Annotated in this window: 13 protein-coding genes; 5 read left to right on the top strand and 8 right to left on the bottom strand. The window is 66.0% G+C overall.

What is annotated here, in order from left to right; genetic code table 11:
* Window positions 1-56: 56 nt before the first annotated feature.
* The 8 genes from WHX56_RS29950 to WHX56_RS29915 form a co-directional block, all read right to left on the bottom strand.
* Window positions 57-815: an SDR family oxidoreductase gene (locus WHX56_RS29950; RefSeq protein ID WP_338879800.1), complete on the bottom strand. Its 759-nt coding sequence runs from the start codon at window positions 813-815 to the stop codon at window positions 57-59.
* A gap of 324 nt (window positions 816-1,139) precedes the next feature.
* Window positions 1,140-1,523, bottom strand: coding sequence for a hypothetical protein (locus WHX56_RS29945; RefSeq protein ID WP_338879799.1), 384 nt, complete (start codon window positions 1,521-1,523; stop codon window positions 1,140-1,142).
* Window positions 1,520-2,047, bottom strand: a complete 528-nt coding sequence (locus tag WHX56_RS29940; RefSeq protein ID WP_338879798.1) for a thiamine pyrophosphate-binding protein — start codon at window positions 2,045-2,047, stop codon at window positions 1,520-1,522. Before WHX56_RS29940 ends, WHX56_RS29945 begins: the two co-directional genes overlap by 4 nt.
* A 20-nt stretch (window positions 2,048-2,067) precedes the next feature.
* Window positions 2,068-3,231: a PepSY domain-containing protein gene (locus WHX56_RS29935; RefSeq protein WP_338879797.1), complete on the bottom strand. Its 1,164-nt coding sequence runs from the start codon at window positions 3,229-3,231 to the stop codon at window positions 2,068-2,070.
* A 129-nt stretch (window positions 3,232-3,360) separates the two neighbouring features.
* Window positions 3,361-5,697 (bottom strand): TonB-dependent siderophore receptor, encoded by a 2,337-nt coding sequence (locus WHX56_RS29930; protein ID WP_338879796.1) that lies wholly within the window; start codon window positions 5,695-5,697, stop codon window positions 3,361-3,363.
* A 261-nt stretch (window positions 5,698-5,958) separates the two neighbouring features.
* Window positions 5,959-6,948 carry a FecR family protein gene (locus WHX56_RS29925; RefSeq protein ID WP_338879795.1) on the bottom strand — a complete coding sequence of 330 codons (990 nt, stop codon included), beginning with the start codon at window positions 6,946-6,948 and terminating at the stop codon, window positions 5,959-5,961.
* A 72-nt stretch (window positions 6,949-7,020) separates the two neighbouring features.
* Window positions 7,021-7,524 (bottom strand): sigma-70 family RNA polymerase sigma factor, encoded by a 504-nt coding sequence (locus WHX56_RS29920; protein WP_287751861.1) that lies wholly within the window; start codon window positions 7,522-7,524, stop codon window positions 7,021-7,023.
* An 83-nt stretch (window positions 7,525-7,607) separates the two neighbouring features.
* Complete coding sequence (locus WHX56_RS29915; RefSeq protein WP_129243411.1) at window positions 7,608-8,480, bottom strand: LysR substrate-binding domain-containing protein; 873 nt, start codon at window positions 8,478-8,480, stop codon at window positions 7,608-7,610.
* 141 nt (window positions 8,481-8,621) lie between these two features.
* Between WHX56_RS29915 and WHX56_RS29910 the strand changes: the two genes are divergently transcribed.
* From WHX56_RS29910 to WHX56_RS29890, 5 genes are read left to right on the top strand one after another with little or no spacing between them, the layout of a single operon-like run.
* Window positions 8,622-9,620, top strand: coding sequence for a tripartite tricarboxylate transporter substrate binding protein (locus WHX56_RS29910; protein ID WP_338879794.1), 999 nt, complete (start codon window positions 8,622-8,624; stop codon window positions 9,618-9,620).
* A gap of 33 nt (window positions 9,621-9,653) precedes the next feature.
* Window positions 9,654-11,033 (top strand): MmgE/PrpD family protein, encoded by a 1,380-nt coding sequence (locus WHX56_RS29905; protein ID WP_338879793.1) that lies wholly within the window; start codon window positions 9,654-9,656, stop codon window positions 11,031-11,033.
* A 56-nt stretch (window positions 11,034-11,089) separates the two neighbouring features.
* On the top strand, window positions 11,090-12,073 hold the full coding sequence (locus WHX56_RS29900; protein ID WP_129243420.1) for a Bug family tripartite tricarboxylate transporter substrate binding protein: 984 nt from the start codon (window positions 11,090-11,092) through the stop codon (window positions 12,071-12,073).
* 34 nt (window positions 12,074-12,107) lie between these two features.
* Window positions 12,108-13,007, top strand: a complete 900-nt coding sequence (locus tag WHX56_RS29895) for an NAD(P)-dependent oxidoreductase (RefSeq protein WP_129243422.1) — start codon at window positions 12,108-12,110, stop codon at window positions 13,005-13,007.
* Window positions 13,008-13,032: 25 nt separating this feature from the next.
* The gene (locus tag WHX56_RS29890; RefSeq protein ID WP_338879792.1) at window positions 13,033-13,776 is read left to right on the top strand and encodes an SDR family oxidoreductase; all 744 of its coding nucleotides are present in this window, start codon (window positions 13,033-13,035) and stop codon (window positions 13,774-13,776) included.
* Window positions 13,777-13,789: the final 13 nt, after the last annotated feature.

The following is a 13,789-nucleotide window of genomic DNA, read 5'->3' as shown; positions in this document are numbered from 1 at the left end:
GCATTCCCCGCAGGCTTCCAGTGATTGCTGCCGCGGGCGGCCGGTCATCCAGCCGATTAAACGTGCTGGCCTCCATTCACGTCGATTTCCGCGCCGTTGACATACGAGGCTCGGTTCGAACACAGGAAGAACATGACTCCTGCGATTTCCGCAGGGTCGCCAAGCCGGCTCATCGGCACGCTCGCCTTGACCAGGGCCTCGGTGCCAGGAGACAAGATGGAGGTGTCGATCTCGCCAGGCGCGATCGCATTGGCCCGAATTCCCATCGGACCGAACTCGAAAGCTTGTTCGCGCGTGAGCGCTGCGAGGGCCGCCTTGGAGCAGGCATAAGCCGCCCCGGCGAAGGGATGAACGCGAGCACCCGCGATCGACGTCACGTTGACGATCGTGCCTCCAGCCAAGCGGAGTTCCGGCAGAAGCAGACGGACGATCGTCGCTGCGGAGAAAAGATTGACGTTGAAAAGCGAAAGCCAATCTTCATATGCCGTCATGCTGACGCCCTTGCGCCCGCCGTTCGCCAGCTTCGGTGAAATCGCGGCATTGTTGATAATCGCAGCCAGTTTCGCGCCGCCCAGGCGCCGGCGGACTTCGGCCGCGATCCGCTCATACGAGTTCGGGTCCGCCAGATCGGCGGTAATGTGATCGTCCACGCCGCCCGCCCACGGGCATTCACTTGAAAAGCTCGCCCGCGATACCGTCAAGACACGCCACCCGCTTTGGTGAAACAACTTCACTGTCGCATGCCCTATACCACGGCTCGCGCCGGTTAGCAGGAGAGTGGGCCGCGCAATTTGCTGAGAATGCCAGGACGCCATGTGCGTTATCCCGGAATGAGAGATGAAGATTGAACTCGACAAGCGTTTATTCCGCCTCCCCTTTTGATGATATAGGCGCCAGCGTTTGCATAGGCAATGCTGAAGTTTCGCCCTACAGGAGCTCTGCGTAAAAGACGTTGATCCCTCAAATCTCGCCAGCGCATGCTGGCGCATTGCCATCCGGAGGTAAGCGACGAGCTGAGACTGAGGACCCGTGTGCAGTGGGAAATAATGCGCCGCCCAAGTTCAATGAGCCACGCCGATCAAAGTGAATGAACCAAATCTTGCTAAGCTTTTGATTTAAATGGCGTCCAGTTTCCATATTCAATGGACTTCGACAGCCGCCGTATCACGATACGGAACTGAGTCGCGGGGCGCCGCGCCGATACCCTTGATCGCGGTGTGGTCGATCTCCACCGTATGCCCCGGCCCCACCTCCAGCAACACGTAGAAGTCTTCCTTCGGCCGCGTGAACACCAGCGTCGAGTTGGCGTCGAGTTTGCCGGGCACCAGCACCTGTCCGCCATAGGCGATCACGTCCATCGTCACTCCCGGCGCCTTGCCGCCGTCGGAGAAACCGCCGGTGCATTGAATCCGGTCATCGGCCAGCGCCTTGCATTGCGCCACGGGGTGGTGCGCCAAGACCAGGCCGCATTGGCTGAGAAGCAGGCCGGACAGGCCCGCGCGTAGCGTATTGATGGTGTTCATTGCGTCTTCCCGTTGGTCTTGGCGAGCCACTGCGCGGTGGCGGGCGAGGCTTGCGCGATGGGCAGCGTCGCCTCATGGGTGGTGCCGTCCCAGGCTTCCACGGTGATCCAGAACCGGTCTTCCGGCCGCGTGCCGGGCGGAATCAGCACTTCGGCGAAGGATCGGTGCGGGCTGCCGGAGAACAGCGCGCCGGCAGCCCGCAGGCTGCGCGGCTGGCCGGTGCGGATGAACACGGCGCGGATCTCACGTTCGCAGCCCTCGCACAGGGCCATCGTGAAGAGCTTGAACATCCCGGCCGGATCGGCCTCGGGGCCCTCGTCTTCCCATTCGGCGAATTTCAGCGTCCAGGACCCCACCTGTACCGGACCGATCTCGCGCTGGCCGAGGCCGCTCAGGCCGCGGTTCATGGCGATATCCTTGAAGTAACTGGGGAGGTAGAACAGCGGCAGGAGCAGCACGAGCGCGCTCAGGTGAAACTTCCAGCGCCGGGCGAGCGGCAGCTTGGTGGCAGTCGATGTCGTCATGGTGTCGATATCCGGTGGCGTCATTGTGCCGGGGCCGGCTTCTTGGCCATGGCCAGCTTGATGGCCTTGGCGGTTTCCTGGGCGGTGCGCCTGGACCAGATCAGCATGCCGGACAGCGACATCATGGTCAGGAGCAGGCCGAAGACGAACCACACCATCTTGAGCCAGAACCCGCCGAAGTCGCCGGTGTGCAAGGGCCGCATCGATTCGGTGAAGAACTCCAATGCGCTGCGATCGCCCAGCGTGCGGGTGCGCAGCACCGCGCCGTCATAGGGGCTGACCTGCGCGAACTCGAACATCAGCGGGTAAGCGCCGCGGCCCATCACGGTGACGGGATCGAAGGCATTGCCGCCAAGGAAGATGTGCTGCGCATCCAGCCCTGGCAATGCCTGCTGCGCGCTGTCGACGATCCGGTTGAGCGGCACGCGCGGCACCACGCCATTCACCGCCGCCGGCACATCGGCGCGCGCGATGATGGTGGGCACGCCTTCGGTGGAGACGGTGGTGTGCGTATCGGCCAGGATCGCCTGGACCAGGAACCACAGCGCGCTCACCGAGATCAACAGCACGAACCAGATCGACCACAGGCCGGAAAGCCGGTGGAAATCGCCCCAGAAAATACGCGGCCCCTGCCCGGTGCGCAGGCGCGGCTTCTGGAAATAGGCGCGCCAGAAGCGCTTGTAGACGACCAGCCCGGTGATGAGCGAAGCCAGCATCGGAATGGCCAGCGCCGAGACCAGATACCAGCCCCAACTGAATCCATGGCCGAACGGCATCAGCAGCCAGCCGTGCAGCGCGCGCATGAACTGGCGCAGATCGAAATCGAGCGCCGGCCCCTGGATCGCGCCGGTGTAGGGATTGACATAGAGTTGCGTGGTCGTGGCGCCGGGATACGACACGCTGGCCGTGAGCGCGAAATGCGATTCCTCCGGCCACGACAGGCCCTGCACGACGGCGTGCGGATCCTGCGCGCCGATCGCATCCACCAGCGCCTGATAGCCCAGGCGCATGCTGTCGGGCCCGGGCGCCTCGGCCCGCACGGCCGGGTTGATCAGCCAGACGATCTCCTGGCTGATGACGGCGATCGTGCCGGTGGCACAGACAAAGAACACCAGCACCCAGATCGGCATCGCGAGCCAACTGTGCACCAGAAACCAGAGTTTTGATCGGGAAGGCTTGGCCATCCGTCGTCTCCGTAGAATTGTTTTGTTATGTGGCCGGCTCCCGCCCCACGCGGGAAACGGCCAGGGGCACAAAGCGTTGCGAGCCCAATCCAGGGCTCGCAACGCCTCATGCCGCGCAGATCATACTGCTTAGAATGCGTACTTCATGGTCAGCATGAACTTCTGCGGTGAACCATAGAAGCCCTGGCCGTCGCCGGTCAGGTCGAAATACTTCTTGTCGAACAGATTGTTGATATTAAGCTGGGCCGACAGGCTTGGCGTGAACCGGTAGTTCGCCATCACGCTCGTCAGCAGTACGGAACCCTGGTCGCGCCTGGCCTTGACGCCCGCCGACGTGGTCTGGTCGATGTAGACGCCGCTGCGCCACTGGACACCGCCGCCGACCGTCAGTTTGCCTTCGGTGCCCGGCACCCGCCAGGTAGTGAAAAGATGGGCCAGATTCTGCGGGCGATAGCTATCGAAACGCTTGCCGTCGGCATTGCGCACCAGCGCGCGCGAAAAGCCGGCCGAGATCTGCCAGCCCGGGTTCACTTCGCCCGCGGCCTGCAGTTCGAATCCTTCGCTGGTCAGCCCCTTCGCGCCGCGATAGGCGAACTCCGAGGTTCCTTCGACGAAGCGGGAGCCATCGCGCTCGGCCACGTTGTCCTGCTCGATGCGGAACACCGACACCGAGGTGGTGAGCCTGCCGTCCAGATAGTCTGCCTTCAGGCCCGTTTCGTAGCTCTTGCCCTGCACGGGATCGAGATACTTGCCGCTGGCGTCCCGGTATGACTGGGGCTGGAAAATATCGGTGTAGCTGACGTAGCCGCTGTAGGTCTGGTTGAAGTCGTAGACCAGGCCGGCATAGGGCGTGAACTCGTTGCTGCGCATCGTGTCGTCGCCACTGTCGCGCACCCAGCGGTTCTGGCGCCCGCCGAGAATCAGCTTGAGCGAATCCGTGACCGCGAAGCGCAGGGCGCCGTACACCGCGGTCTGGTGCGTTTTCTGCTTGCCCAGCTCGCTGTACTCGCCCCAGCCCGGATCGGGATAGGAGCCATCCCAATCGTAGATATTGCCCACCGGGCTGGTATTGAGCGCGGGGTGGTTGCCGTAGCGCAGGGTCGATTTGCTGCCGACGAAGCCGAACACGGCCTCATGCTGGCGGCCGAACAGCTCGAACGGGCCCGATGCCTGGATCGAACCGCTGTTCTGATCGAACTCCTGGTGCGAGCGATTGAGCCAGACATTCAATCCCAGCCCGGTGTCGCGGTCCGGCTGGCCCATCAGATAGAGCAGCCTCGAATCGTATTTGCTGTCGAGCCGGCTGACATTGGCAATGACGTTCCAGCCGTTGTCGAACTGATGCTCCACCGAGGCGTAGACCGTGTTGTTGGTGGTGTCCCAGAGGGTCCAGTCGGCGCCGATGCTGAAACTGCGCCGCCAGCTTGCCGCCGAGCCGTCGCTGTACAGCATAGGCAGGCCGCCCCAGGTCACGTCGGTGGGACGCTTGGCCTGGTGCTCGAAGCCTACGCGCACCGTGGTGTCGGGCGTAATGTCGGCCTCGACCGTGGCCAGGAAGGCCTGATTGCGCGAGTGGTAGCGGTCGAGGTAGGAGTCGCGTTCTTCCATCATGCCCGCCACGCGCGCGCGCACCGTGCCCTCGCTGTTCACCGGCGTGGAGAGGTCCACCGTGGCGCGGTGATGGTCCCAGGAACCCAGGCCCAGGGTCGCCGCGCCCGTCAGTTCCTTGCTGCTGGCGCGCTTGCGCACCACGTTCACCGATGCCCCCGGGTTGCCGGTGCCTGTCATCAGGCCGGTCGCGCCGCGCACGACCTCCACGCGGTCGTACAGGATCGGATCGAAGTTCGAGGTGCCGAAGAAATCGTTCTGCGTGGCGATCGGCACGCCATCGTACGAATAGGTGTCGACATAGAAACCGCGCGAATGGATGTCGGTGCGGTCGATGTCGGACGACGTGGTGGCCAGGCCGGTGACGGTCTTCAACGTTTCACCCAGCGAGGTGAGGTTGAGATCCTCGATCTGCTGGCGAGTGACCACACTGACGGACTGCGGTGTTTCGCGGGGCGACAGCCGCAGGCCGGTGGCGGCCGCGGTGGCTCGCACGGTATACGAACCCGAGCCCTCCGTCGTCATCGTATTGCGGCCCTCGACCGTGACCGGATCGAGCTGCGCGGCCTGATTGCCCAAGGGGCGCGACAGCGTGATCGTGTTGCCCTGACGGGCGTATTCGAGGCCGCTGCCGGCCAGCAGGCGGCGCAGCGCCTCTTCGGGCGCGAGGTCGCCGGACACGGCCGGCGCCTGAATGCCCGCGACCAGATCCTGCGGGTAGAAAATCTGCAACGAGGTCTGGCGCCCCAATTGCAGCAGCGATTGCTCCAGCGGCTGGGCCGCGATGCTGATGTGCGCAGCGGCCGCCTGGGCTTGCGCCCGCGCCGGCGCGAAGCCCATGGCCAGGGCCAGCGACAAGGACAGGGTTCCTAGCACGAAGGGCGCGCGGGACGCGCTCGCTCGGTGTTCAACTTTGGTTCTCACAGTGTTCCGTTCCAGATCAATAAAGCCGGCGTCTATGCGCCACAACCCTTGGCCAAGGTTTTCCCGGAGCACGCTGCATGGCAATGCATGCCCCCTCGTAGGAACAAACGAGCGGGCGAGGCAAACACCTCAATGAAAATGAAAACTATTTTGTAACAGCGGCGGGGATAGGCCCCGACAGGAGGGCGTCGGCGCTCAGCGGGGCAGGATCACCGCGCTGCCATCCGGTTGAACGCGCACCTGGACCGGCGCCACGGCCGGCAACGCCGCCAGGATCGCTTCCGGCTCGTCGATGTTGAAGACGCCCGCCACCCGGTAGTCGCGAAGCGAGGGCGCATCGAGCCTGGCCGGCCGCGCGAGATAGCGATTCATTTCGGCTACCACCTGCGCCAGCGGCGCATTGCGGAACACGATCTTGCCCTGGCGCCACGCGAGCACGTTTTCGATCTGGACCGGCGCCACGGCGCTCAGATTCCCCGCGGCATCGCGCGCGACTGCGTGGCCGGCGGTGAGCCGCCGCTCCGTCTTGTTCCACCAGGCGCCCGCGCTGACCTGCACCGATCCGGACTCCACCGCCACCCGGGAATCGTCCTGGCGCACGTCGAAGCGCGTACCCGTGACGGTCACCGTGACGGCGTCGGTGCGGACCACGAACTCGCGCTCGGCCTCGTGCTGAACCGCGAAGAACGCCTGGCCCCGGGTCAGCGCGATATCGCGCCGCTTCTCGAAGAAAGCCACCTCGAGGCGTGTATTCATGTTCAGGCTGAGCACCGATCCATCCGGCAACGTCACCTCGCGCCGTTCGCCCGGCTGGGTTTCGAAGGCTGCGCGATAGGCCGGCACCTCGCTGTTCAGCAGGGGCAACGCCACCGCCACGGCGGCAATGGCCGCGCACGCCGCCGCGGCCGCCCAGCCGAACCGGCGGCGCGCCGGCGCCGCTGTCCCTCCGGTGGCGGCACGGCTGGCGGCCAGCATCGCGCGCAACTCCTGCTGCGGCAATTGCCCGGATGCCTGCCAGAGAAACTCGACCTTGCGATAGGCCGCGTCGTGCGCCGGGTCTGCGCGGCGCCATGCCGCACAGGCGTCGATTTCCTCGTGCGTGGCCTGCCCCGACTGAACGCGCGCAAACCACTGCGCCGCGCGGGTGCGCGGATCATCGGCAGGGGTGTTGTCTTGATGGTTCATGGGGATAGGTATGGGCAGTCACGGATTTTCGCATCGTCTCGTCTCTAGAGACGAACGGGCAGGGCAATCGCCTCAATCTGTAGGGGCATGGTGTTTCAGTCTTTCGCCGATGTGCAGTAGCGCCCGGGCCATGTGTTTCTCGACCATACTGCGCGAAATGCCCATATCGGCCGCGATTTCGGCATGGGTCCAACCCTCCAGGCGATGCTGGAGATAGACGCGCTGACAGGCGGGCGGCAGTTCCTGCAACGCCGCCATCAGCGCCGTGAGCAATTCGCTGGTATAGAACGCCGACTGTCCATCCGCCACCGTGGGGTGCTCATGCTCGGGCAAATCGTCGAGCGGGCGAAACGGGATGATCCCGCGGCGCCGGTGCCGGTCGATCACGCCGTTGGAGACGCCGCGCGCCAGATAGGAGCGGGGTTCATCGAGATCCACGATGCCGCGTTCGAGCAGTTCCACCGCCACGTCCTGAATGGCGTCCTCGCCATCCGGCGAATTCCTGTTGCGCCATGCGCCAAGCAGCTCGCGGTAATGGGCGAGCCAGCCGTGTTTGCGCTTGAGCGGAACAGACATGCGGGCAAATCGTAGTGATCGGGGAAAGCGCGAATATTAACAATAATTCTCATTATCGAGTGCATTCGCGCGGTCTTTCGCCGCTACTTCACGCTGATCAGCCAATCGGAAAAAATGCTGAAGGGCGCGCCGCTGGCGCGCGCGGGGTTGCTGACCAGGTAATAGCCATTGCTGCTGCGCGCGGTATGGGCCAGGGGCTGGACCAGTTGGCCGGTGGCGAAGTCCTGGGTGATGTAGGCGCGCTGGGTGACCGCGATCCCCAGGCCTTCGGCCGCGGCCTGCAGGCACAGGACGGCGTTGGCCAGCGGAATGAAACGGGTGTCGCCGCTTGCGGCCAGGCCCGCGGATAGTAGCCAGCGGTCCCAGCAATCGGGGGCGATCATGGATTTGAGCAAGGTTTCGCCCAGCACGTCTTCGGGGCGGTGCAGGCGCTCGGCCAGCGCGGGCGAGCAGGCCAGCACGAGTTCATCGGGAAACAGCAGGTCGGCGCGCAGGCCCGGCCAGTCGCCGGCGCCGCAACGCACGACGAAGTCGGCATTGTGCAGGTCGGTGTCATCGGCTCGCGCGACGGTGGCGACTTCGATGTCGATGTCGCCATGCCGCACGTATAGCGAGCCCAGCCGGGGCATGAGCCATTTGATGGCGAAGCTGGGGATGACCTTGACGCGGATGCGGCGATTGGCGCCCGCTTCGGCCGCCTTGGCCAGCACTCCCTCCAACTGATCGAAGAGTTCGGCGGCCTGTAGCGCCAGTTCGGTGCCGACCGCGGTGAAGGCGATGTCGCGGCCGTCTTTCTGCACCAGTTGCACACCCAGTTCGCTTTCCAGCCGGCGCAGTTGGTGGCTCACGGCACCGGGGGTGACATGCAGGAGTTCGGCGGCCCGGCCGACGCCGCCGCCCCGGTATACGGCATCCAGCACCCGGAGCGGGCCAAGGCGGTTTCTGAGTTTGTGCATTGTTGAAATCAACTCAATGGTCAAAGAATAAGTTTCGACAGACGCAGAAGGAGAAGGCGCCTACAGTCTGCCTTGTCTGACAAAACTAAATCAAGTGTTGGGCTGCGATGTCGTGTCGTATCCCGGCAAGGAGGAGACGAAATGAGCGGGTTTTACCGGCGCAAGGCAGGCGTCTGCGCATTGCTGCCCTTTTTTTGTGCGGCGTTCTGGAGTGCGGGCGCCGAGGCGGCCTATCCCGAACGTTCCATCCGGCTTATCGTGCCTTTCGCGGCGGGCAGCGCGGCCGACACGCTGTCGCGCGTAGTGGCTTCGGCCCTGGCCGATGAGCTGGGCCAGCCGCTGGTGGTGGACAACAAGGCCGGCGCGGGCGGCACCATCGGCACGATGGATATCGCGCGCGCCAAGCCGGACGGCTATACCCTGGGCATCGCCGCGCAGGGGACTTTCGTCAACAACCAGGTGCTCTATAAGGCGCCCGGCTACGACTCGATCAAGGATTTCAGCTTCATCAGCGAAATTGCCGATGTGCAGAATCTGCTGGTCGTGGCCGAGAAGGCGCCTTATCGAGACGCCCCCGCCTTGCTGGCCGATATCAAGGCCAAGCCGCCGGAGACTTTCCGGTATTCCTCCAGCGGTGTGGGAACCAGCCACCACATCGCCGGCGCCACGGTGTCGCAATACCTGGACAAGCCGCTCATGCACGTGCCCTATACCGGCGCGCCCCAGGGCCTGAGCGCCATCATCAGCGGCGACGTGGACATGGGCTTGTACAACCTGCCGGCGGCCATCGGCCTGGTGAGGGCGGGCAAGCTCAAGGCGCTCGCCGTCACCGGGCCCAGGCGTTCCACGTTGCTGCCGGAGGTTCCCACGCTGCAGGAGAGCGGCCTGAAGGACTATTCGGTCACGCTCTGGTGGGGCCTGGTCGGTCCGGCGGGATTGCCGGCCGACGTTTCGACGCGCCTGTATGCGGCCCTGGACAAGGTCATGGGCCAGGCCGCGCTGCGCGAGAAGTTGATCGGCCAGGGCTTTACCTTGCCCGATATGCCCATTCCCAAGCCCGCGGATTTCGAGGCCCTGGTGCGCCAGGACCTCGCCAAATGGATCCCCGTCCTCAAGGAACTGGGAACGGCCGCGCAGTGATGCCGGCGCAACGCACTCATCAAGGAAGCTATTGTGCAATCCCCCTCCGTGGCGCGCCCCTTGGCGCGTCAACTGGCTGACTTCGTCTTGTCCACGTCCGCCGATGCCCTGCCGGCGCTCGCCATCGAGCACGCCAAGATGAGCCTGGCCAGCACCCTGGCCAGCGCCGCCATGGGCTATGGCATCGAATCGGCCCGCATCATCCGCGAGATCGAGCTGGCCGACGGCGGCGCGCCGGCGGCAGGCCTGTGGTTTGACGGCGCCCGCCTGCCGCTGGCCAGCGCCGCGCGCGCCAATGCGGCGGCCAGCGATGCGGCAGCGTCCGACGACAGCGATATGCGCAGCATCGCGCACATCGGCACCATTGTCTCCAGCGTGGCGCTGGCCGTGGGCGAGCGCGAGGGCGCAAGCGGCAGGGATGTGCTGGCGGCCATGGTGCTGGGCTATGAAGTCGCCGGTCGCATCGACGAGTCCTTGACGCCGGGCCGCATGCAGCGAGGGTTTCACGGGTCGTGGTCCACGGTGTTCGGCGCCTGCGTGGCGGCGGGCCTGCTCTTGCGCCTGGACGCGCCGCGCCTGGCCCATGCCATCGCGCTCTCGGCCACCTCGGCCAGCGGCATGGCCATCGCGGCCGACACCAGTTGCGCGCGGGAATATCACGCCGGCCAGGCGGCAAGCGCCGGCATACGCGCCGCGCTCGCGGCGCAGCGGGGATTCGAAGGCGAGCTGGGCGTGCTGGAGCAGCCGCGCGGCCTGCTAGATGCCTTGGGCGGGCAGTCGCGGGAGGACATCGCGCGCGATTGGGGCGCTTCCTGGGACATCGTGACCGACCTGGCCATCAAGCTCATGCCGGGCGCGCACCCCTTTCATGCAAGCGCCGAAGCCGCGGCCGAGGCCGCGCGCGCCGGCGCCATTCGCCCCGGCGACGTTGCGCGCATCGTCGTGTCGGCGGCTGTGCAGTGGACCAATTTCAAGGGCGAACCGCATCCGCGCAACCTGGTCGACGCGGCGCACAGCCTGCCTTATTTCGTGGCGGCGTCGATTGCCGACGATGGCTTCGGCTGGCGGCATATGGACGTGGCCACGATGGCCGACCCGGTAATCGCCGCGCTGCAGGACAAGGTCGAATTCGATCCCGACCCGCCGCCCCTGCCGGATCGCTTTCCGCACCGGCATGGCGGCACGGTCACGATACACACGCAGGACGGCACGGTGCATCGCGCCACTTGCCGGGCGCCGCGCGGCTCCGGCGCGCGCGGCATCGATTGGCGTGACGTGGAGGCCAAGTTCCTGCGGCTTTTCCCGCTGGCCGGTTTGTCCGCGGGGACGACCGAGGCCTGCCTGGAGGCCATCGCGCATTTGGACAAGGCCGGCTCCGTCCGCGCGCTGGCGGGATTGCTGAGCCGGCGCTGAACCGCTTTTTCAACCGAGGCACAAAGCCGCAAAGGCCGCCCCACAGAGGAGACAACATGAAACGACGCATCGCATCCGCGCTTGCCGGAATAGCCTTTTGCCTGGGAGCGGGCCACGCGGCCATGGCCCAGGAGAGCTTCCCGTCGAAGTCCGTCACCATCATGGTGGGGGTCGCGCCCGGCGGCAGCCTGGACGCGCTGGCCCGCTTGATCGCCAGCGAACTGGGCAAGGCCACCAAGACCACTTTCGTGGTGGAGAACGTCACCGGCGCGGGCGGCCTGCTGGCATTTCAGCGGCTGACCCGTTCGGCGCCGGACGGCTACACCTTGATGTTCAGCAATCAGTCCATGGTGCTGATTCCCCTGCTGTATCCCAAGGCCGGCCTGGACATCGTCAAGGACACGACGGCCGTGGGCACCATCGCCAATGTGCCCATGGTGCTCAGCGTGAGCAATCAGAGCGGTATCCAGGATCTGCCCTCCATGCTGGCGGGCATGCGCAGCGGCGCGCTCAAATTGAACTTCGGCTCCGGCGGCCCCGGCACCACCGCTCATCTGGCCGAGGCGATGTTCCTGCAGATGGCGGGCGTGCAGGCCGAACTGGTGCAGTACCGTGGATCGGGGCCGGCCATTACCGACCTGATGGGAGGCACCATACAGTCGGTGCTGGACCAGACGGTCACCATGCTGCCCTTGCACCGGGGCAAGCAGATCAAGGCCATTGCCGTGGCGTCCAAAGAGCGCTTGCCGCAGATGCCCGACGTGCCGACCTTCGCCGAGGGCGGCGTGCCCCAGTTCGATCTACAGATCTGGAACGGCCTGGTGGCGCCCCAGGGCACGCCCAAGGCCGTGGTCGACAAGCTGGCCCAGGCCTTGACCGAGGCGGTCCAGTCGCCTGACTTCCGCGCGCGCATCGACAGCCTGGCCGCGCAGATTCCCTCGGCCGAGGAGCGCAGCCCCGAGACCTTCGCCCGCGTCCTGCAGCGCGATCAGAAGCAGTTCGCCGAACTGGCCAGGCAGATCGGCCTGCAGGCCCGCTGACCCAGCCGCAAGCGGCATATTTCGAGGACAAAAGATGAGCGAGACGATTTACGGTTTCATCGGATTGGGCAATATGGGCGGCCCCATGGCGGGACGCCTGCTCGACGCCGGCTACGCGCTGCACGTCGCCGACAGCAATCCCGCCGTGCGCCAGCAACTGGCGGCTCGCGGCGCCGTGGCCCACGACAGCGCGCGGGCCGTGGGCGACGCGGCCGACGTGGTCTTCCTGAGCCTGCCCGATGGCAAGGCGGTGGAGCAGGTGTTGGGGGGCGAACAGGGGCTGGCGCGGGCGGGCCGGGCCAAGTGCGTGGTGGACCTGTCGACCATCGGGCCGGCGGCGGCGCGGCGCGCGTTCGATACGCTGGCCGCCCAGGGCATCGAGTATGTGGATGCCCCGATCAGCGGCGGGCCGACCGGCGCCGAGCGCGGCACCCTGGCGATCATGGTTGCCTGCCCGCCGGCGCGCTACGAGGCGCTGGCTCAGGTGCTGGGCCATTTCGGCAAACTCTTCTATCTGGGCGCCGAAGCCGGGCAGGCCCAGGTGATGAAGCTGGCCAACAACCTGCTGTCGGCCACGGCCGTGGCGATCACTTCCGAGGCCATGGCGCTGGGGGTGAAGGCCGGTCTGGATCCCAGCGTCATGATCGACGTCATCAACGCCGGATCCGGGCGCAACTCGGCGACGATGGAGAAGTTCCCCAAGGCCGTGCTGACCGGCACCTTCAACGTGGGCTTCGCGGCGCGCCTGGCGCACAAGGACGTGCGTCTGTGCCTGGAAGAGGCCGAGCGCCACGGCGTGCCCATGGTGGTGGGTTCATCGGTGCGCGAGATGCTGGTGATGACCACCGCCATCCATGGCCGGGACGCCGACTATGCGGACGTGGCGCGCGTGGTCGAAGACTGGGCGGGCGTGAAGGTCCGCGCCAGAAAGTAACGGCCATCGCGATAAAGGAGGCGTCATGGGAGTGCTGGAAGGCAAGGCGGCGATCGTCACCGGCGGCGCGGGCGGCATCGGCCGCGAGATAGCGCGGGCCTATGCGCGGGAGGGCGCCAGGGTAGGGCTGCTGGATATCGACGAGGCATTGCTGGCCGAGGCCGCGCGCGACGTGCCGGGCGCGGTGCCGCTGCCCTGCGATGTGCGCGACCGCAAGCAGGTCCTGCGTGCGGTCGACGCCTATGCGGGCGAGTCGGGCGGCCTGGATATCCTGGTCAACAACGCGGCCTATTTTTTCTATGCCCCCCTGGTCGACATGCCGGAAGACGAAGTCTGCAAGATGATGGACGTGGGCCTGAAGGGGGCGATATGGGCGCTACAGGCGGCCACTCCGCATCTGATCGCGCGCGGTGGCGGCGCGATCATCAACCTGTCGTCGGTGGCGGTGTCGGTGTCGATTTCCCGGGCGGGGGTCTATAGCGCTATCAAGGGAGCGCTCGATGCCCTGACCCGGCAACAGGCCGCGGAGCTTGGCGGCCACGGCATTCGCGTCAATGCGCTGGCGCCGGGGCCCGTCGTCACGCCGGGCGCGAGTTCCGTGATTTCCGAGGAAGGTTGGGCCGCGCGCCGCCGCCGCACGCCGTTGAACCGCCTGGCCACCGGCGCCGATGTGGCCGAGGCGGCGGTGTTCCTGGCATCGGCGTCCAGCGCGACGGTGGCCGGCATCACGCTCAAGGTGGACGGGGCGATGACCGTCCTGGGTTACTAGCGCCCGGGCGGCC

Origin of the sequence: Achromobacter veterisilvae (genome assembly GCF_037619525.1) — a bacterium.
GTDB lineage: Bacteria > Pseudomonadota > Gammaproteobacteria > Burkholderiales > Burkholderiaceae_B > Achromobacter > Achromobacter veterisilvae.
Note: the sequence above shows the minus strand (reverse complement) of the source record. Positions and strands in the feature narration are given on the sequence as shown.